General features: G+C 66.2%; 16 protein-coding genes, 3 tRNA genes and 2 pseudogenes. 9 read left to right on the plus strand and 12 right to left on the minus strand.

The window, feature by feature from the left end; genetic code table 11:
- Window positions 1–635: 635 nt before the first annotated feature.
- From FS320_RS23355 to hemC, 7 genes are all read right to left on the minus strand, one after another.
- Window positions 636–710: transfer RNA gene (locus FS320_RS23355), tRNA-Gly, on the minus strand.
- A gap of 35 nt (window positions 711–745) precedes the next feature.
- Window positions 746–821 (minus strand) — tRNA-Ala (locus tag FS320_RS23360).
- Window positions 822–862: 41 nt separating this feature from the next.
- Window positions 863–938, minus strand: a tRNA-Thr gene (locus FS320_RS23365).
- A gap of 80 nt (window positions 939–1,018) precedes the next feature.
- Window positions 1,019–2,617 (minus strand): heme biosynthesis protein HemY, encoded by a 1,599-nt coding sequence (locus FS320_RS23370; RefSeq protein ID WP_152714327.1) that lies wholly within the window; start codon window positions 2,615–2,617, stop codon window positions 1,019–1,021.
- 15 nt (window positions 2,618–2,632) lie between these two features.
- The gene (locus FS320_RS50265) at window positions 2,633–4,288 is read right to left on the minus strand and encodes a mitofilin family membrane protein (protein ID WP_152714328.1); all 1,656 of its coding nucleotides are present in this window, start codon (window positions 4,286–4,288) and stop codon (window positions 2,633–2,635) included.
- Window positions 4,289–4,500: 212 nt separating this feature from the next.
- Window positions 4,501–5,196: a uroporphyrinogen-III synthase gene (locus FS320_RS23380; protein ID WP_152714329.1), complete on the minus strand. Its 696-nt coding sequence runs from the start codon at window positions 5,194–5,196 to the stop codon at window positions 4,501–4,503.
- A complete protein-coding gene (gene hemC, locus FS320_RS23385) occupies window positions 5,196–6,122 on the minus strand; it encodes a hydroxymethylbilane synthase (protein ID WP_152714330.1) in 927 nt (308 codons plus the stop codon). The genes FS320_RS23380 and hemC overlap by 1 nt, the downstream gene beginning before the upstream one ends.
- Before the next feature lie 347 nt (window positions 6,123–6,469).
- Here hemC and tsaD point away from each other — a divergent pair, with 347 nt between their 5' ends.
- The 3 genes from tsaD to FS320_RS23400 all read left to right on the plus strand — a co-directional run bounded on the left by tsaD (window position 6,470) and on the right by FS320_RS23400 (window position 9,097).
- On the plus strand, window positions 6,470–7,525 hold the full coding sequence (tsaD, locus tag FS320_RS23390; RefSeq protein WP_152714331.1) for a tRNA (adenosine(37)-N6)-threonylcarbamoyltransferase complex transferase subunit TsaD: 1,056 nt from the start codon (window positions 6,470–6,472) through the stop codon (window positions 7,523–7,525).
- A gap of 93 nt (window positions 7,526–7,618) precedes the next feature.
- On the plus strand, window positions 7,619–8,614 hold the full coding sequence (locus FS320_RS23395) for an NAD(P)H-dependent glycerol-3-phosphate dehydrogenase (RefSeq protein WP_152714332.1): 996 nt from the start codon (window positions 7,619–7,621) through the stop codon (window positions 8,612–8,614).
- Between the two features lie 69 nt (window positions 8,615–8,683).
- Window positions 8,684–9,097, plus strand: a complete 414-nt coding sequence (locus tag FS320_RS23400) for an EVE domain-containing protein (protein ID WP_152714333.1) — start codon at window positions 8,684–8,686, stop codon at window positions 9,095–9,097.
- A 16-nt stretch (window positions 9,098–9,113) separates the two neighbouring features.
- On the opposite strand, the gene fabF is transcribed toward FS320_RS23400, so the two are convergent.
- A complete protein-coding gene (gene fabF, locus FS320_RS23405; RefSeq protein WP_152714334.1) occupies window positions 9,114–10,382 on the minus strand; it encodes a beta-ketoacyl-ACP synthase II in 1,269 nt (422 codons plus the stop codon).
- A gap of 139 nt (window positions 10,383–10,521) precedes the next feature.
- Here fabF and FS320_RS23410 point away from each other — a divergent pair, with 139 nt between their 5' ends.
- The 6 genes and pseudogenes from FS320_RS23410 to FS320_RS50850 all read left to right on the plus strand — a co-directional run.
- Entirely contained in the window at window positions 10,522–10,989 is a 468-nt protein-coding gene (locus FS320_RS23410) for a MarR family winged helix-turn-helix transcriptional regulator (protein ID WP_152714335.1), read from the plus strand.
- A 97-nt stretch (window positions 10,990–11,086) separates the two neighbouring features.
- On the plus strand, window positions 11,087–13,045 hold the full coding sequence (gene acs, locus FS320_RS23415; RefSeq protein WP_152714336.1) for an acetate--CoA ligase: 1,959 nt from the start codon (window positions 11,087–11,089) through the stop codon (window positions 13,043–13,045).
- A gap of 216 nt (window positions 13,046–13,261) precedes the next feature.
- A complete protein-coding gene (locus FS320_RS23420) occupies window positions 13,262–13,525 on the plus strand; it encodes a DUF6356 family protein (RefSeq protein ID WP_152714337.1) in 264 nt (87 codons plus the stop codon).
- A gap of 83 nt (window positions 13,526–13,608) precedes the next feature.
- Window positions 13,609–14,115, plus strand: a complete 507-nt coding sequence (locus tag FS320_RS23425) for a L,D-transpeptidase (protein WP_152714338.1) — start codon at window positions 13,609–13,611, stop codon at window positions 14,113–14,115.
- Window positions 14,116–14,638: 523 nt separating this feature from the next.
- Window positions 14,639–16,081, plus strand: coding sequence for a DUF1254 domain-containing protein (locus FS320_RS23430; RefSeq protein WP_152714339.1), 1,443 nt, complete (start codon window positions 14,639–14,641; stop codon window positions 16,079–16,081).
- Window positions 16,082–16,113: 32 nt separating this feature from the next.
- Window positions 16,114–16,394, plus strand: a pseudogene (locus FS320_RS50850) (IS5/IS1182 family transposase); the annotation flags it as partial.
- Here the strand turns inward: FS320_RS50850 and FS320_RS23440 are convergent.
- The 4 genes and pseudogenes from FS320_RS23440 to FS320_RS46115 form a co-directional block, all read right to left on the minus strand.
- Window positions 16,391–17,704 carry a class I SAM-dependent methyltransferase gene (locus FS320_RS23440; protein ID WP_152714340.1) on the minus strand — a complete coding sequence of 438 codons (1,314 nt, stop codon included), beginning with the start codon at window positions 17,702–17,704 and terminating at the stop codon, window positions 16,391–16,393. The pseudogene FS320_RS50850 and the gene FS320_RS23440 sit on opposite strands and share 4 nt — an antisense overlap.
- A gap of 81 nt (window positions 17,705–17,785) precedes the next feature.
- On the minus strand, window positions 17,786–18,664 hold the full coding sequence (locus tag FS320_RS23445; protein ID WP_162003185.1) for an RNA polymerase sigma factor SigJ: 879 nt from the start codon (window positions 18,662–18,664) through the stop codon (window positions 17,786–17,788).
- Window positions 18,651–19,112, minus strand: a complete 462-nt coding sequence (locus tag FS320_RS23450) for a carboxymuconolactone decarboxylase family protein (protein WP_152714341.1) — start codon at window positions 19,110–19,112, stop codon at window positions 18,651–18,653. Before FS320_RS23450 ends, FS320_RS23445 begins: the two co-directional genes overlap by 14 nt.
- Before the next feature lie 82 nt (window positions 19,113–19,194).
- Window positions 19,195–19,538, minus strand: a pseudogene (locus FS320_RS46115) (IS110 family transposase); the annotation flags it as partial.

Here is a 19,538-nt window from a genome sequence, read left to right on the forward strand (position 1 = left end):
GCGGATGAAGGGAGTGCATCACGTCCTCCTGCGGTGAGAAGCTCGGCGTCGCAGGCCGTCAAAGCGCCAAGTATACTCCTCAATGGCGTAACGCACCTGATCCCAACAACGTTCCGCTACCAAACAACAATCAGAGCCTCTCCATTCGACACGGTTCGAGACCACCAAAGCCCGGCAATCGTTAGCCGGGCTTTTTTCTTTTCCGCTACGCTGAAACAAGCCAAGCGGTGTGCGAGAGCTTTTTATCTCTGACGGCGCGCGATCTCACTCTTGGAGAAAGGCCCGTCGCAGAGAGCGGAGCGGCATGCTTGTTCGAGCGGGTTCCTGACCGAAGCCAGTTCCGCAACATCGATGAACCGGGCACCCGCCCCGGCTTGAACGGATGGAGGCTCGCATAGCGATATCGCCTGGGCTGAAGACCCCCTCCGCGTCGAGACATTGAGCGTTGGAGGCACCCTTCAGCTCGACATTCCATATTCTATGACCGGTTTACCCGGATGAACGTCAATGACGTGTGACTTCGAGTCACTGCGGGCCCGTTCCACCCATGGAATGGGCCCGTTTGCTTCATGAGCGCAAAAACACGAAAGGCGCCCGAAGGCGCCTTGTCGATGGATTTCCTCAAATGGAGGAATTGGAGCGGGCGAAGGGATTCGAACCCTCGACCCCAACCTTGGCAAGGTTGTGCTCTACCCCTGAGCTACACCCGCACGCTCCGTCTCTCGCATCGAATCCGCTAGCAGGATGGTGGAGCCAGGCGGAATCGAACCGCCGACCTCTTGAATGCCATTCAAGCGCTCTCCCAACTGAGCTATGACCCCCTGCCACGCCTTCCAGCCCGACGCTGCCGCCAGGAGTGGAATGGTGCCGCAAGAGGGATTCGAACCCCCGACCCCCTCATTACGAATGAGGTGCTCTACCAGCTGAGCTATTGCGGCATCGCAATTCTGCGATCCGAGAGGCCGCCCTCTTACCCCCTCCCCCGCTGCTTGGCAAGGGAGGGAAAGATCGGAATGGCCTACCAGACCGAAAAAACGCTGCGACGTGCGGACGCCTGCTCCTTCGGTTTCGGCACGTCGGGCGGCGTGGTCGGGAAAACGACCGGCCCGGGCTGCGGAAGAGGCGTTTCCTCCTTCACCGCTCCCATGGCCGGCTCGGCGATGACGGCCTCGGTTCTGACCTCCGTCTCCGCCAGCGGGGGCTCAGGCGCGGAAACGGGTTCGCTGGAGGGAGGCGGAGAAACAGGCTCTTCGACTGCCGCAATGGGCAACGCCCTGACCTCGTCGTCGAGGTCCGCCGTCACGTCGTCATGGAGGGTGAGCTCGGGAGCGATCAGCACATCCGGCGGCGCCTGCCAGACGAAGGCGTCGAGACGACCGGTGACCGGCGAGATCGGCGCCCAGTGGTCCGACACGACCCCGTCGGCGATCCAAGCCGGATCCCGCGGCGCGCGGGTGGCGCGCGCAAGCCATTCCCGGCCCTTGCCCGTAGCGCCATGCTCCGCCTGCTCCAGATCGGACATGAGCAGGCACACCCGCATGCTCGGCCGGTCCTGCAGCAGAGGCTCCAGTGCATCACGGGCCCGGTCGAACTCCCGTGCTTCCAGGGCGGAGCGCGCCACGGCGAGCCGGCCTTCCGGCGCACCGTTGGAGAGGCGGGAGAGAGTTTCAGCCCGCTTGAGACGGTCGAGCCCCGAATCGCCGGGGCGCAGATTGAGATAGACCTCCGCCAGATCCGGATGCGGCAGACCTTGCCAAGCGGTCTCCACCACCTTGGCCGCCTTGCGCAGATCTCCCTTTCGCGAGAGCAGACGGCCAGCAAGCGCCGCGGCCGGCACGAGATCGGGAGCGAGCTTCGCGGCATCCTGAGCGCTTCGGAGTGCGCCCTCCGGATCGTGGTCCACCCTCTCCAGGGCATCGGCCGTCAGAAGCACGGCCCGGTGGCGTCTGGCCGTCTTCTTGTCGAGGAGGCCGAGCGAGGTCCGCCGCTCGACCGTTTCGAGCGCTCCGCGCCAATCCCGTTCGGCGCAGCGCGCCTCGAGAACCGCGTCGCTCGCCCAGGCGGCGGCCGGCGCCAGGCGCACCGCCTCGGAGGCAAATTGATGGGCCGACGCCGCATCGCCCCGGCGCCGTGCCTCGACGAAGAGGCCGCGCAGGCCGAGGACCCGGGTCTCGTCCTCGTCCATCATCTGCGAGAAGGCGGCTTCGGCAGCCTCCCGGTTGCCGGAGACCTGGGCGGCCTGCGCCTTGAGCAGGAGCGTCAGCGGCTCCTTGCCCAGCAGGCGCTCGGCCTCGTTGGCATAGCGACGGGCCGCGATGGTATCGCCCGCGCCCACGGCCACCATGCCCCTGGAGACGGCTTGGTAGCCCCGGGAGCGGCGGCGCGCCCGCGACGCGAAGGTCAGGCGGGAGGGAAGCTGGATGAGGCCTGTGACCAGGGACCAGAGCACGGCCAAGGCCAGCGCAACGCCGGCCAGCGCGATGGCGGCCACCGCCACCGACATCTGGATCTCGTAACCGCCGAAGGTGATCAGAACCGTACCGGGCCGGTCGGCCAGCCAGACCGCGGCAAAGGCCGCGACACAGAGAAGACCGATGAAGACAAGAGCGCGCCACATGCGGGGCTGATCCTTTTATTGCGTCGTACGATTGAGGGTGGCCAGAGCATCAGCGCTGATCGCCTGCGCGGCCTGGTGCGCTTCGGCGACCGCCCTGACCTGCCGGCCCCAGTCTTCGGAGAGCCTTCGCGACGGTTCCGGTAAGGCATTCCAGGCAGCGGCGGCCTCCACCACATCGCCGCGCTCCAGGGCCTGCCTGATGCGGGCGACAAGAGCCGGAACGCCGGTCGAGCCCGGTTCGTTCACCGGCTTGACCGTCACCACGCGGTCGGCCATGCGCAGGAGCCGGTCGGTCCAGCCCTCGGCCGGGCCGCGGCTCTCGCGCAGGATCGCCGTCTCGACCGGCTCGAAGCTGTGGGCAAGGGTGGCGGCTGTCGGAGCTCCTTGTTGCGCGAAGGGCTCCAAAGGCGCCACGCGGCTGGCGTCGGCTCCAGCCTTCTTCACGCCGTCGAGCACTTGCGTATAGGGCGTTCCGCTTTTCAGGGCATCGTTCAGGCGTCCGGCGAGAACGACCTTGGTTCCGGTCTGGCTCGCCGCCTCGGCGTTCCGGGTGTTCTCCGCCGCCTGCTGGGAGAGCGTCGCAAGGCGCTGCTCCTGCTCGGTGAAACGACGGTCGGTGTCCGCGAAGCGGCGCTCCGCCTCCCCGAGACGCCTTTCCGCCTCGCCGTAACGGCGGTCCTGATCGGCGAAGCGCCGGTCCAAATCCGCGATGCGGCGGTCGAGTTCCTGCGTGACGCTTGCGGCATTCGTTGCATTCTGGGCATTCGCCCGGACCTGCTCCTCCAGCGTCGAGATGCGGTTGGACAGGTCGGTGAGCGCCGCCTCGTTCTGGGGTGAAGGCTGCGGGGCCTCCGGCGCGGGACGGTTCAGGGCATCCTGCGCCTGGGTGGCAGCCTGCTGAGCCGTCCCTTGAATGGCCTGGAGCCGCTGATCCAGTTCTCCCCGGGCGGTTTCGAGTGCCTGGAGCCGGTCTTCCAGCGCCTGCGTGTTGGCCTGTGGCTGCCCGGAGGGAGCCGGCTGCTGCCGCAGGGCGTTCACGCGCTGCTCCAGTTGCGCGAGCCGCGGGTCGTCCTGAGCCGGAGAGCCCTGCCAGGCCTGCAATCCATAAAGAAGCCCCGCTCCGACGAGGCCGCCGAGCAGGCCCGAACCGATGAGGGCACCGGCTGAACCGCGCCGCTCGGGAGCCGGTGGTGGGAGCACGGCATCTTCGCGCGTCCGGGATGCGGAAGGCTCCTGGTAGGAGCTGTCAGACGAGATGGTATCCTGCCTTCCAGACCCCTCGCCATACCCCTCGACGGATGCCCCGGACGGAAGGGTGTCGGTGCCGATCCCGGAATCGAGACTGGCTTCCGGCGAGGCCACCACGTCCTCGGCCGGAGGCTCGCTGCCGCTGGCGATGGTCTCGTCGGGCGTCACGTCCGGCGTCCCGCCCGCGGGGATCGTCTCCCCGGCGGGGGTCTCGGCGAGAGCGTCCTGCCCAACCGTGTCTTGTCCGAGCGTCTCATGTCCGAGCGTGTCTTGGCCCAGCGTGTCCTGGGCCTCGGCGCCGGGGCGGCTCGCCCGGGCGATGCCGTCGTCGATCACGGTCGCCTTAAGGTCAAGGGTCGCCGGCTCACGCGAGGGCTTCTTGCGGGACGATTTCGGACGTCGGGAATCAGATGAATCGGTCACGGGTCACTCTTGCACGGGTCGCCAGGGGAAGATTCGCGTAAGGCGAGATCTTCGAAGGGTCAGTGTGAAATGCAATTGAGGCAAGCTTGGGCGCAGCGTTTCGTTCCCTCCCGGCGGTACGATCTCAAAACGGATGGGCCCATCGGACCACGATCCTCTCCGTATGGCAAAGCTCCCTACCGTCCGAATCGTAAACGAAGCGGCGACAGGGTTCATGGGAGCAGATCGAGGAGCCTGAGAAGCGCATCCTCGGAAGGATCTCCCGCCACGAGGGTCGCGGCGCCGGCCGTGGTCAGGGGCGCGGCCACATCGGCCGAGAGGCAGAGATGCGGAAAGGCTCTAAGGTGGGATGCCAGTCCCGCCTCCTCCGCCAGCCGGACGACGAGATCCGCGCTCCGCCGTGAATAATGGAGCGCGGCGCCGATTTGGCCAGTGCGCAGGGCCTCGATGGCGGCCTCGGGAAGATGCTCGACGGCTTTCGCCTCATAGGCCTCCCATGGCAGCACGGTGAAACCGGCCGCGCGCAGGGACGCCGCCGGCTCCTCCTTGTGATGACGGGCCGTCACATGAAGAAGAGCAAGGCCGGACGGCAATCGCCCGCGAATCAGCCGCGACAGCGACACCGCATCGCCGTCCGCCACGGTCACGTCGGCGAACCCTTGCGAGCGCACCGCGTCCGCCGTGCGCTCGCCGACAGTGAAGACCGGCTTCTGCCGATCCAGGGCCGCCAGGGCCTCCGCCGCATGGGCGCTGGTGACGATGAGGGCGTCGCAACGCGCCTCGGGCGCGGGATCGCCCGTGGGCACGATCCGGGTCACGGGCGCAAGGCACGCCGCGTGACCGAGGCCCGCCAGCCTCTCAGCCGTGCGCCCGGAATCATGGGCGGAGCGGGTGACGAGAACCCGCATCAGGCTTTCAGGAAGTCGGGCGGCATGCGGGCGCGCAATTCCGAGCCGGCCTCGCGCCCGAGCGCCACCGCGTCGTCCGGCGAGCCGCGGCGAACCGCCTCCAGGCTCTCCGACCCGTCGGGGCGCAGCACGAGGCCGCGGATTTCGAGGTCGTTGCCGATCAGCCGCGCATGGCCCGCGATGGGCGTGCGGCAGGAGCCGTCGAGGATGGTGAGAAAGGCCCGCTCGGCGGCGAGCGCATGGCCGGTTGGCCCATCGAGGATCGGTTGCAGGGCCGCCCGCACCCGCTGGTCCTCGGCGCGGATCGCGACCGCGATGGCGCCCTGCCCGACGGCGGGAAGAAAATCGTCCGTCTCGAGAACGGTCGTGACGTGGTCGGTGAGCCCGAGACGGCGCAGGCCCGCCATGGCGAGCAAGGTCGCGTCGACCTCGCCGCGTTCGAGCTTGGCGAGCCGCGTCTGCACGTTGCCGCGCAGCAGCGTGACCTGGAGGTCGGGCCGCAGGCGGCGAACCTGCGCCTGGCGCCGCAGCGAGGCCGAGCCGACGACGGCGCCCTGCGGCAGATCGTTCAGGCTCTTGAAGCGATGGCTGATGAAGGCGTCGCGCACGTCCTCCCGGGGCAGGAAGCCGGCGATGACGATGCCCTCCGGCAGGGTCGTCGGCAGGTCCTTGGCGGAATGGACCGCAAGGTCGATAGAGCCTTCGAGCAGCGCGATGTCGAGCTCCTTGGTGAAGAGCCCCTTGCCGCCGGCCTCCGAGAGGGGCCGGTCCTGGATGGCATCGCCCGTGGTCTTGATGATCGACAGGGGCAGGTGCTCGACGGTCCAGCCATGGGCGGCGACCAGCCTGTCTTGCGTCTCGTGAGCCTGTGCGAGGGCGAGCGGGCTGCCTCGCGTACCGATGACCAGGGTGGGTGAAGAGGCCATTCTGGCTGGGTTCTCCAATCAAAGGTTTCCGACGAAACTCACCTCGAGCCTCATCCTGAGAATCCGGCTCATCAGATACCGACGCCCTCTCACGTCATCACCGGCCTCGTGCCGGTGATCCCGATTGAGAAAAGCTCAGCGCTCTTCCGGTAGGGATGGCCGGGACAAGCCCGGCCATGACGGCGAGGGAAGCTCATGACGAGCCAGCCTCTCAGGATGGGGCCGGTGTTTTGTCAGATCTTCCAAAAACAACATCCGCGTTTGATCTTGTGCGGCGCGGCGGACTATAGGGGGAGGAGCGCCGGGCCGGAAGTCCGGACAACACCTTAATCGAGCAGCCAACGATCATGCGCATTCTAGGCATCGAGACCACCTGCGACGAGACCGCGGCCGCCGTGGTCGGCGTCGGCTTCGATGGACGCGGCGAGATCCTCTCCAACGAGGTCTTGAGCCAGATCGCCGAACACGCCCGCTACGGCGGCGTCGTGCCGGAGATCGCAGCCCGCGCCCATGTGGAGGTGATTGACCGGCTCATCGCCCGCGCGCTGAAAAGCGCCGACTGCTCCGTGAAGGATCTCGACGGGATCGCCGTGGCGGCCGGCCCCGGCCTGATCGGCGGCGTCCTGGTGGGCCTGACCACCGCGAAAGCCATCGCGCTCGTCACGCGCAAGCCCCTGATGGCCGTGAACCATCTCGAGGCGCATGCGCTCACCGCGCGTCTCACCGAGGGCATCGGCTTTCCCTATCTCCTGCTGCTCGCCTCCGGCGGCCACACCCAGCTCGTGGCGGTGCGCGGCGTCGGCGATTACGTGCGGCTCGGCACCACCATCGACGACGCCATCGGCGAGGCCTTCGACAAGGTCGCCAAGATGCTGGGCCTGCCCTATCCCGGCGGGCCGCACGTGGAGCAGGAGGCGGCCAAGGGCAATCCGGAGCGCTTCGCCTTCCCCCGTCCCATGCAGGGCCGCGCGGAACCGAATTTCTCGCTCTCCGGCCTCAAGACCGCGGTGCGGATCGAGGCGGAAAAGATCGCCCCGCTCACGGCCAGCGACATCTCCGATCTCTGCGCCAGCTTCCAGGCCGCCATCGTCGACGTGGTGGTCGACCGCACCCGCGTGGGCCTGCGCGCCTTCCGCGAGATTGCGGGCCACCCGACTGCACTGGTGGTAGCCGGCGGCGTCGCGGCCAACCAGGGCATGCGCCAAGGGCTTCAGCGCCTGGCCGTCGAAGCCGGACTCAAGCTCGTCGCACCACCGCTGCATCTGTGCGGCGACAACGGCGCCATGATCGCCTGGGCGGGCCTCGAGCGCATGCGCCTCGGCCTCATCGACGACATCGCAGCCCCGGCCCGCGCCCGCTGGCCGCTGGACACCAGCCGCGACGAGGCCGGAGCGAAGGCGTAAACGACATGAATATCCGAGGAGGCTGTCTGATCGATCACAGGTGCCTTCTCCCTCCCCCTTGTGGGGAGGGATCAGAGACCTGCGGTTCGTGAGATGACCGTGCAAGTTCAAACCATCGGCATCGCCGGAGCCGGCGCTTGGGGAACGGCGCTCGCCAATGCCGCGGCCAGCGCCGGCAACGACGTGGTGCTCTGGATGCGCTCGCCCGAGCACGCCGCGGCCCTGGCGGCGACGCGAAGCAACGAGCGCTTCCTGCCCGGCGTGAAACTGCATGACCGCATCCGTCCGACTGCGGACCTCTCCGATCTCGCTTCTTCGCGCGCCGTCCTTCTCGTCACGCCCGCACAGACGACGCGGGAGATGAGCGCCGCGCTGGCAGCGGTGCTGCCGGTCGAGACGTCGCTCGTGCTCTGTGCCAAGGGGATCGAGCGGGAGAGCAGGGCCTTTCTCTGCGACGTGGTGGAAACCGTGCGTCCCGGCTCGCCCGTGGCCGTGCTCTCGGGCCCCAGCTTCGCCGACGACGTGGCCCGTGGCCTGCCCACCGCCGTGACGCTCGCCTGCCGGAAAGCGGATCTCGCCGAAGATCTCGCGACGGCCCTCTCCGGTCCGGCGCTGCGTGTCTATCATCACCGGGACATACGCGGCGTCGAGATCGGCGGCGCGGCCAAGAACGTGCTCGCCATCGCCTGCGGGGCCGTGGCCGGCAAGGGCCTCGGCGAGAGCGCCAAGGCGGCGCTCATCGCCCGCGGCTTCGCCGAGCTCCTGCGCTTCGCCCGCGCCTATGGGGCCAAGGCGGAGACCCTGATGGGTCTCTCGGGGCTCGGCGACCTGGTGCTCACCTGCTCCTCGGCCCATTCCCGCAACTTCGCCTTCGGCCAGCGCCTCGGCCAGGGCCTGAGCGTCGCGGACGCCGCCGGCGGCAAGCTGGTGGAAGGGGCCGCGACCGCCAGCGCCCTCGTGGCGCTCGCCCGCGCAAAGAACATCGACATGCCGATTGCGGAAGCCGTCGAGCAGATCCTGTCCGGCGCATGGACCCTCGATCAGGCGGTCGATGCGCTCATGAACCGTCCCATCAAGTCCGAGCACTGAGCATGATCCGAAAAGGCGGACACCGGTTTTCCGGCAGGATCATGCAGCACTAAAGAAGAGTACGCGTCGATGGCCTACTGGCTCTACAAATCCGAACCCTCCGTCTGGTCGTGGGATGCCCAAGTGGCGCAAGGCGACAAGGGCACCCACTGGAACGGCGTGCGCAACCACGTCGCCAAGCAGAACCTGATGGCCATGAGATTGGGCGAGCAGGGCTTCTTCTACCATTCCAACGAGGGCAAGGCCGTCGTCGGCATCGTCGAGGTGATCAGGGAATACTACCCCGACCACACGGACGCGACGGGCAAGTTCGGCATGGTCGACATCAAGGCGGTGAAGCCCTTTCCCAAGCCCGTGACGCTCGACGACATCAAGAAGCAGCCCGGCCTCGAAAAGATGATCCTGGTCAACAATTCCCGCCTCTCCGTGCAGCCGGTGACGGACGAGGAATGGGCGATCGTGTGCCGGATGGGCGGGCTCTGAGAGCGACCGGATCCGCTCACGTCCAGCGCTTCAGCACGATCGAGGCATTGACTCCCCCGAACCCGAAGCCGTTGGACAGGGCGAATTCGGTCGGCTGCCTGCGCCCTTCGGGCCCGACGAGATCCAATCCGTCCGCGAGGGGATCTGGCTGATTGAGATTGAGGGTTGGAGGCAATGCGCCGTCCCGCAAGGCAAGCAGCGTGAAGATGGCCTCGAGGCCGCCCGCCGCGCCGAGAAGATGGCCTGTTGCAGACTTGGTCGCGGAGATCGCCGGGCCACGCCCCGGAAAGAGGGACCGGATGGCCGCGAGCTCGCCCCGGTCGCCGACCGGCGTCGAGGTGGAATGAGCGTTGAGATGCTGGATGTCCTGCGGCTGAAGCCCGGCATCCTTGAGAGCCAGCGCCATCGCGCGCCGTGCGCCGTCTCCGTCGTCGGGACCTGCGGTCATGTGATAGGCGTCCGCGCTCGTTCCATAGCCGAGGATCTCCGCGAGCGGCGTCGCGCCACGGGCGCGGGCGTGATCCAGGTCTTCGATCACGAGAATGCCCGCCCCCTCCCCCATCACGAATCCGTCCCGGTCCGCGTCGAAGGGGCGTGAGGCTTTCTCAGGCTCGTCGTTGAACCCCGTCGAGAGCGCACGAGCCGCGGCGAAGCCTGCGAGGCTCACGCGGTCGATGCAGGCCTCGGCTCCTCCGGCGACGGCAATGTCCGCCTCACCGGCGCGGATCAGGCGCGCCGCGTCGCCCAGGGCCTGGACGCTTGCCGCGCAGGCGGTCGTCGGCGCGCCGAGCGGGCCCTTGAACCCGTGCCGGATCGAGACCTGCCCGGCAGCGAGATTGACGAGGAAGGACGGCACGGTGAAGGGCGAAAGCCGCCGGGGGCCCTTGTCGCGAACGGTCTCGGCAGCCTCCATCATGGCGGGGAAGCCGCCGACGCCCGAGGCGATCACAGTGGCCGTCCGCTCCCGGTCGGCTTCCGTCTCAGGTTTCCAGCCGGCTTGCGCCAACGCCTCCTCCGCCGCGAGAACGGCGAACTGGATGAAGCGGTCCATCTTCTTCCGGTCCTTGACCGGGATGACCTGATCCGGATCGAACCCGGCCTCAGAGTCCATCGCCCGGTCGGGGACCGTCCCGGCAATCTTCGCCCCGAGGTCCGCGACCATGGCGTCAGGCAGGCGCCGGAGGCCGGATCGTCCGGCAAGGAGCCGCTTCCAGGCGGTCTCCACGCCGACGCCGAGCGGCGAGACCAACCCCATTCCCGTGACGACCACCCGTCTTCGTGCCATGTTCCGACTCGCGATAAATAATGTAGATACACTATTTGATGCGAACCGGCTTTGCTAGAGCCCATTTTTCATTCGCCGAATTGGCGGGTTCGCGTCGAAAAAGTGATATTCACTTTCAGGACTGTCCAGGAACCGCGCAATGAAGGACGAAAGAATTCGGTCTGTCGCCCAGTCGTGCCTGAGCCGCCGCACCCGCGCGACGGCGGCGGTCCTGTCGCGCCATTACGGCGCGCAGCTCCGGTCGACGGGATTGTCCGGCGTGGAATTCTCGCTCCTTGTGGCGATCGCGGGCCAGGACGGCCCGAGCGTCAGCGCCGTTGCGGAGACCTTGGGCTTCGATTCCACGACGGTCGTGCGCAACCTGAAGCATCTGGAGCGTCGCCGCTTCGTCGAAAGCGAAGGCGGCCGGGGCCGCGCGGGCAAGCGTCTGCGTGTCACGGATGAAGGCGAAGCCGCGCTCTCGGCGGCCCTCGACAGCTGGGAAGTGGTCAACCGCGCGCTCGTCGAGAAACTCGGCGCCGCGCGTGTGAAGGAGGGCCTGCGATTCCTCGAAGCCCTGGAGGAAGTGGCCCTCTCGAGCGCAGCCCCACGAGCGCCGAAAGTATGAACGACCAAAGTCCGATCGTCGTCCCGCTTGCCCGGACCCTCTCAATTTCCGTAAACCTAGACCTAAATCCATCAGGCAAGCGTCTGGGAGAAGCGCCATGGAAGAGAAGATCTACGACGTGCCGGCCGAGTGGACGCATCGCGCCTATCTGGACGATGCGGGCTATCGGGCGAAGTACGAGGCTTCGATCAGGAACCCGGAGGCCTTCTGGGCCGAGGAGGCCAAGCGCATCCACTGGTTCAAGCCCCCGACCCGGATCAAGAACACCAATTTCGGCCCCGACAACGTGGCGATCCGCTGGTTCGAGGACGGCGTCACCAACGTGGCCTATAACTGCGTCGACCGGCATCTCCACACCCGGGGCGATCAGGTCGCCATCATCTGGGAGGGCGACGACCCGTCCGAGTCGAAGACGATCACCTACCGCGAGCTGCACGCGGAGGTCTGCCGCATGGCCAACATCATGCGCAACCGCGGCGTCGAGAAAGGCGACCGGGTCACGATCTACATGCCGATGATCCCGGAAGCCGCCTATGCCATGCTGGCCTGCGCGCGGCTCGGCGCGATCCACTCCGTGGTGTTCGGCGGCTTCTCGCCCGATTCGCTCGCCAGCCGCATCCAGGACGCCAAAACCGCCTTCGTCATCACGGCCGACGAGGGCCTGCGCGGCGGCCGGAAAGTTCCGCTGAAGGTGAACGTGGACGCCGCCATCGAGCGCGTCGGACCCGGCGTGGTCGATCACGTGCTGGTGGTGCGCCGCACGGGCTCCGACGTCAACATGGTGCCGGGCCGCGACGTGTATTACGACGAGGCGGCGGAACTCGTCTCCGACGATTGCCCCGTTGAGGAGATGAACGCGGAGGATCCGCTGTTCATCCTCTACACGTCAGGCAGCACCGGGACGCCCAAGGGCGTGCTGCACACCACCGGGGGCTATCTCGTCTATGCGGCGATGACGCATCAAGTCGTGTTCGACTACCACGACGGCGACGTCTATTGGTGCACCGCCGACGTGGGCTGGGTGACGGGCCATTCCTACATCCTCTACGGGCCGCTGGCGAACGGCGCCACGACGCTGATGTTCGAGGGCGTGCCCACCTATCCGACGATCTCCCGCTTCTGGGAGGTCATCGACAAGCACCAGGTCAACATCTTCTACACCGCGCCGACCGCCATCCGCTCCCTGATGCAGGCCGGCGAGGAGCCGGTGAAGAAAACCTCGCGCAAATCCCTGCGCCTCCTCGGCTCGGTCGGCGAGCCGATCAATCCGGAAGCCTGGGAATGGTACCATCGCGTGGTCGGCGACGACCGCTGCCCGATCGTCGACACCTGGTGGCAGACCGAGACCGGCGGCATCCTGATCACGCCGCTTCCCGGCGCCACCCGGCTGAAGCCCGGCTCGGCCACCCATCCGTTCTTCGGCGTGAAGCCGCAGATCGTGGACGCGGACGGCAAGGTGCTGGACGGCGCCGCCGAGGGCAACCTCGTGATCGCCGATTCCTGGCCGGGTCAGATGCGCACGGTCTACGGCGACCACGAGCGCTTCGTGCAGACCTACTTCTCGACCTATCCGGGCAAGTATTTCACCGGCGACGGCTGCCGGCGCGATGCGGACGGCTATTACTGGATCACCGGACGCGTCGACGACGTGATCAACGTGTCGGGCCACCGCATGGGCACGGCGGAGGTGGAATCCGCGCTCGTCGCCCATCCGAAGGTCTCGGAGGCCGCCGTGGTGGGCTACCCGCACGACATCAAGGGCCAGGGCATCTACGCCTATGTCACCCTGATGGCCGGCGAGGAGCCGTCCGAGGAGCTGCGCAAGGAGCTCGTCGCCTGGGTGCGCAAGGAGATCGGCCCCATCGCGTCTCCCGACCTGATCCAGTTCTCGCCCGGCCTGCCCAAGACCCGCTCGGGCAAGATCATGCGCCGAATCCTGCGCAAGATCGCCGAGGACGAGTTCGGCTCGCTCGGCGACACCTCGACGCTGGCCGACCCCACCGTGGTCGACGACCTGATCACCAACCGCCAGAACAAGCGCACGCAGGCGGCGTGAGCGTTGACTTGAACGCCGTGCCATGGCCGGGCGCTGTCCCGGCCATGGTTCAATCGGCGGACGATCCCAGGTCTGAATGGTGATCTAAGGTCTGGATGGTATGAACGCGCGGACGATCGTGACGTGACAGGGCGCACAACTTGGCTGGAGGAACGCTGTTGAGCTCCTCTTGATCCAAGCGTAGGATTTGGACTCGTTATTCCGGGAGCACGGTCCATGGCCTTGAAGCAGTTTTTCACAGAGCATCCGGAGTCGGTCGGCGAGAGCTATCTGGAGCATATGAACGTTGCTCTGAGCTTCGCTGTCCCTCTGCTCGCTGCTGGTCTTGCGGCCCTGATCCACGCCTTCCTGCCCTTCCTCTTCCTCACGACCGCCAGCCGCACGGTGAAGCAGCTGCATGCCCGGATGGTGAACCGCCATCCGCACGCGGTTTCGCACGATGCGCGCGACCGCATGCTGGCCTGGGACCCGGTGATCTGAACCTGCTCCAGCAGAAGAGGCTGGAACCGTAGCCGTTCCTTTCGCGTCTCACCCTCACCTGTTTCCGCAGGAGGGTTCGAGACATGAGCATCCGCGCCGCATTCACACTTGCCGCCATCATCGGCATCACCGCCGCCAGTACCGGCGCATCCGCCCGCGAGGTCGTGCCCTTCGAGGCGCGCGTCTCGCCCGGCACCGTCGTCATCAAGACGGCCGAGCGGCGGCTCTATTACGTGCGTGGCGACGGAACCGCCCTGCGCTACCGCGTGGCCGTGGGCAAGCCCGGCAAGCAATGGTTCGGCGAGGCGCGGATCGACGGCAAATACGTCCGCCCCGCCTGGTCGCCGCCGGACGAGGTGAAGCGCGACAACCCGCGCCTGCCCGACGTGATCCCCGGCGGCGCCGCGAACAATCCCATGGGCGCGCGGGCGCTCACCCTCGATCTCGACGAATACGCCATCCACGGCACCAACCGCCCGAGTTCCATCGGCACCTATGCGTCCTACGGCTGCATCCGCATGCTCAACGAGGACATCGTCGATCTCTACGAGCAGGTGAGTGTCGGCACGCGGGTGGTGGTGGTGCCGTGACAGGCCATCCTGGCCGGGACGAGCCCGAGGATGACGGAGAAGGGCGGCGACGGAATAAGGATCACTCGGCCGTGACCCCATAAATCGACCGGCCGGACAGCTTGTCGGGTTCGCTATGCCCCGATAGCGAACCAAATTCTGCGTCGGGGTCAGCAGAAGCTGAGGGCTTGCCCGTCAACCACCATCAGCCGTTCTCGCATCGACGTCCGTCACGCCTCATTGCTGATCTTCGAAGTCATCCCCTGGCCGCCATTACCGCTCTCAACCAAGGCGCGATCCCTAAACCGCAGGAACAAAGCGCAAAGTGGGTATTTGCTTGCGAAATCGGTCTCACTTCGCGGCGTAATTGCCTCGCAAGATCAGGCGCATGGGAGTGATTCACGGACGACGATGGGCCAAAGGCGGATATCCAGGAAGGTCCGGATCGGCCGGGTTGTGCATTGTCAATCATCGCAGTGGCCGGTAACCTCCCGCTGCCTACGCGTGCGCGTCCAGAAGCTGTGAACCGCAAGGAAGTGTTCAGATGCTGACGAAACGCGAGCTGCTTGACTCTGCTGCAATGGCCTTACTCGCCGCCACGATGGCGAAGTCCACTCCGGCCATGGCGCAGAACAAGGCCGAGTGGCCCAACCTCCTGGAGGCCAAGGACATCGCTGAAGAAGGCTTCATCTACGGCCTGCCGCTCGTGATGTTTTATGCGGTCATGCAGGAGTTCGCCGTGGACAGGAACTCGGGGCAGTTCAAGGCACCGTTCAACGAAATCAACAACCAGAACCGCGTCGCCACCCCGGCGGACACGGCCGTCATCACGCCGAACAGCGACACCCCTTACTCGATGCTCTGGCTGGATTTGCGCGCCGAACCGATGGTCATCTCGGTGCCGACGATCGAAAAGGACCGCTACTACTCGGTCCAGTTGATCGACGGCAACACCTACAATTTCGGCTACATAGGCACGCGCGCCACGGGCACCGAGGCGGGCGACTATCTGGTGGTCGGCCCCGATTGGAAAGGCGGAACGCCCACCGGGATCAGGCAGGTCTTCCAATCGACGACGCCGTTCCCCCTCGCGCTGATCCGCACCCAGCTCTTCAATCCCGACAATATGCCGAACGTCGAGAAAATTCAGTCCGGGTACAAATCGCAGCCGCTTTCTGCCTTCCTCAAACAACCGGCCCCGCCCGCCGCGCCGAAGATCGAGTTCGTTCCTGCCACCACGACCGGGATCAAGGACAACTTCTTCCAGTATCTCGACGCGGCCCTGCAATACGTCCCTGAGACGCCACGGGACAAGGCGATCCGTGCGAAACTCGCGAAGATCGGCATAGGTCCTGGCACGACCTTCGCGTTCAACGATCTATCGCTCGAACACAAGGCCGCAATCCTGGTGGCCATGAAGCAGGGCGACGACAAGGTCGACAAGTGGCTGGCCAGCGGCAACAAGGATATCAACGGCTGGAGCGTCGGCTCCTTCCTTGGCGATGAGGCCTTCTACAACGGCGACTGGGTGATGCGGGCCGGCGCCGCCAAGGGCGGGCTCCTGGGCAACGATGCCGTGGAAGCGATGTATCCCTATACTCGAACGGACGCGACCGGTGAGCCGCTCGACGGCAGCAAGCATAGGTACACCATCACCTTCCCACCCGGCCAGTTGCCGCCGGTGAACGCGTTCTGGTCGGTTACGATGTACGACGGCAGGAGTCAGTTCCTGGTCAAGAACCCGATCGATCGCTACCTCATCAACTCTCCGATGATGTCGGCGATGACAAAGGACGCGGACGGCTCGCTGACGCTGTACATCCAGAAGGACAGCCCCGGCGCGGACAAGGAGGCCAATTGGCTTCCGGCGCCGGATGACACGATCTATCTCGTGATGCGCCTCTATTGGCCGAAGCCTGCGCCACCGTCGATCCTGCCGGCAGGCGAAGGGACATGGCGGCCACCCGGTGTGAAACGGGTTTCATAGAAAGGGCAGATTGCACCTTGCCGCCCCGACCGATGTTGCTCGCGGGTCGCGGCTACGATGCCAATTGGATCAGGGAGCTTACTGCCCGCAAGGAGCATGGGCGAACCGTCTGCCGAACTGAAACCGCAAGGACCCGATCTGCTTCAGCCCCAAGCTCTATCACGCATACAACCTGATCGAACGGTTCTTCAACAAGATCAAGCAATGGTGGCGTGTCGCGACCCGGTACGACAAGCTCGCAACCGACTATCTGGTGCTCGTCAAACTCGCATCGATCCGGATCTTGCTACCCGCGAATGAGTCCACGCCTTAGTCGTACCGATACAGATCCGCCCGCGTCGGTGGCAGGCCCGAAGGCCCGCGCGCGCGCTTTGACGCCAATGTCTGGTTCACGCCCACCGCCGCGCGCTCGAAGGCGAGCGAGCAGCCGGCGAGATAGAGCAGCCACATGCGGGTCTTCTCCGGCCCGACGAGCGCCTCGGCCTCCTTGCGGCGGGCATTGAGGCTTTCCCACCAGAGCCTCGTCGTGCGCTGATAATGCTCGCGCCAAGCCTCCACATCATGCACCTCGAAGCCGTGGCGTTCCAGGTTGGAAACGGACATGCCCAGGTGGTCGAGCTCGCCGCCGGGGAAGATATAGCGGGTGAGCGCCTTGTATTCGGGCTTGAGCTTCTGGAACGCCTTGTCGCTGCGCTTGGCGCGCCGTGCGATGGTGTGATGCAGATAAAGCCCACGCGGGCGCAGCAGGCGATGCACGGCGCCGAAATAGGCCGGGTGGTTGGCGATTCCCACATGCTCGAACATGCCGATGGAGGAGATCTTGTCGAACTCGCCTTCCATCTGGGTGAAGTCCTTCACCAGCACCTCGACCCGATCCTGCAGCCCTAGACGCTGCACCTTGTCCCGCGCCAGCGCCGCCTGCTCCTCGGCGAGCGTCACGCCGGTGGCCTTGACGCCGTAATACTGCGCGGCGTGGCAGATGAGGGCGCCCCAGCCGCAGCCGATGTCGAGCAGGCGTTCGCCGGGCTTGAGCCGCAGCTTGCGGCAGATCATGTCGAGCTTGTCCCGTTGCGCGCGGGCGATATCGTCGTGCCAGTCCGGCTGGAAGTACGCGCAGGTATAGACCATCTCCGGGTCGAGGAAGAGCCGGTAGAACTCGTTCGACACGTCGTAATGGTAGGCGACGTTCTGCTTGTTGGTCCGGGGCTTCCCGTCGCGGGCGTCCGGCTTGTCCTCGACCCGGGCGAGCGGGCGCGGCATGTCGGCCGGCGCGCGCAGGAAATGATAGGCGGTCTTGAGAGCTTTCAGCTTGTTCAAGGTCTTCAGGCGCCTGCCGGCCTTCTGCGGGCGCTGGGAGGCGAGATCGAAGATGGTGCCGTTCTTGAGATCGAGCAGCCCGGCCACGTAGGCGTTGAGCGCCGTATCCAGGTTCGGGCGGCGCAGGAGGGCGGCGATCACGCTCTCGCGCCGGATGACGAGCCGCATGGCATAGGACGGCAGATCCGCCGGGATCGTCGAGCCGTCCCACAATTCGAAGCCGAACTGGAGGTCGAGCGCCCGGTGCGCGTCGCCCAAAAGATCCCGGAACATCTCCAGTCGTGCCGTCTCGCCCGCCCCAGCCATGAGCTCTCCCTTTTGGGCAAGGTAGCGGGAGGGCGGCGAGGGAACAACAGGCGCTTTCGCGCGCCGGCATTCCCTCAACGTTTAACTCGCCAGACCGGACAGATGCCCTAGCTTTTCGGGATTGCGGACGACGTAGACCCCGACGATGCGGCCATCCTCGATGTCGAGGGACGTGGTCTGCACCATGCCGTCCTTTTCGAGGGTGACGAAACCAGGCAATCCGTTGATCAGCCCCCTGTAGAGAACCGGAGGCAATTGGCCTTCGTCGTTGCGCGCCACGCCCATGAAGAGGCCCGCCACCCTGCGGAAACCGAAGAGCGGGTTGAGGGCGGCGTTCCGGATGCCGCCGCCATCCGTGTAGGAGACGACCTCCTCCGCCAGGAGATTGCGCAGCGCCGTCAGGTCGCCGCTGCGCGAGGCGGCGAAGAACGCGTCGGTCATCCGCTCGCCTTCCTGGCGGTCGATGGGGTAGCGGGGGCGCTCGGCGCGCACGTTCTTTCTGGCGCGCGCAGCGAGCTGGCGGCAGGCGGCGGGATCCCGGTCCAGAGTGGCGGCGACCTCGTCGAAGCCGAGCCCGAACACGTCGTGCAGGAGGAAGGCCGCGCGTTCCAGCGGCGAGAGCCGCTCCAGCGCCATCATCAGTGTCAGCGACAGATCCTCGCTCAAATCGTCCTCCCCGGCCGTTTCCAGAACCGGCTCGGGCAGCCAGGGACCGATATAGGTCTCGCGCTTGACCCGCGCCGATTTGAGGATGTCGAGGCACAGGCGGGTCACCGTCTTGGACAGGAAGGCGCCCGGTTCGCGGATGGCGGACCGGTCCGTCTGGTGCCAGCGGATATAGGCCTCCTGCACCACGTCCTCGGCCTCGGCGATGGAGCCGAGCATACGGTAGGCCAGGCGGACCAGCCCCGGCCTGAGGGGCTGGAACCGGTCCGCCGCGTCATCGTCAGGCGGCAGCACGGCTTGCCTCGACCGGATGGATGGACCGGAAGCCGATGGCCAGCCGGTTCCAGGCGTTGATCGCGCCGATCATCAGGGTCAGGTTGACCTGCTCCACCGGGGTGAAGTGCCGGCTCAGCTCGGCATAATCTTCATCGGGGGCGTGGGTCTCGGCCACCAGCGTCAGGGCCTCGGTCCAAGCGAGCGCGGCCCGCTCGCGGTCGCTGTAGAGCGGCGATTCCCGCCAGGCGCTCAGAAGATACAGTCTCTCCTCGCTCTCGCCGTTGGCGCGCGCGTCCTTGGTGTGCATGTGGATGCAATAGGCGCAGCCGTTGATCTGCGAGGCGCGGGTCTTCACCAGCTCGAGCAGGCTGTGCTCCAGACCGCTGTTCTTCAGGGTCTTTTCCAGCTCCATCATCGGCTTCAGGGAACCGGGGGCGACTTCGAAGGGAATCAACCGGGCTTTCATCGTCTTGGTCCTCATGTGTCGTGTTGCTGACGATGGTAAGACGAGACGGGAAAGCCTAATGTGACATGAGGCTGAAGATTTCCTAAGAAACAGCGCCCGTGGAAGCGTCAACAGCGACCTCCTGCAGCACAAAGCCGAAGGCCTTGGCGCGGCGGTGCAGATTATCGATCACCCGCTTCCGATATCGCTCCTCGTAATAGGACGCTCCCGGATCAGCGTAATCCATGCCGTGGCGCAGGGCGTTGTAGAACAGCACCGCTATCTTGCGGGCGGTTGCGGTGACAGCTTTGGCCTTGCCGATCCGCGTCGACAGGCGCCGGTAAAAGGCGCCCAGCGCCGTCTCCGTCTTGCCAATTGTCACGGCCGCCAGCCGCAGAAGTGCCGCCGCCCGACTGCCTGACCGGCGCGTTCGGGAGGACAGCACCT

Origin of the sequence: Microvirga tunisiensis (assembly GCF_009296175.1) — a bacterium.
GTDB classification, from domain to species: Bacteria; Pseudomonadota; Alphaproteobacteria; order Rhizobiales; family Beijerinckiaceae; genus Microvirga; species Microvirga tunisiensis.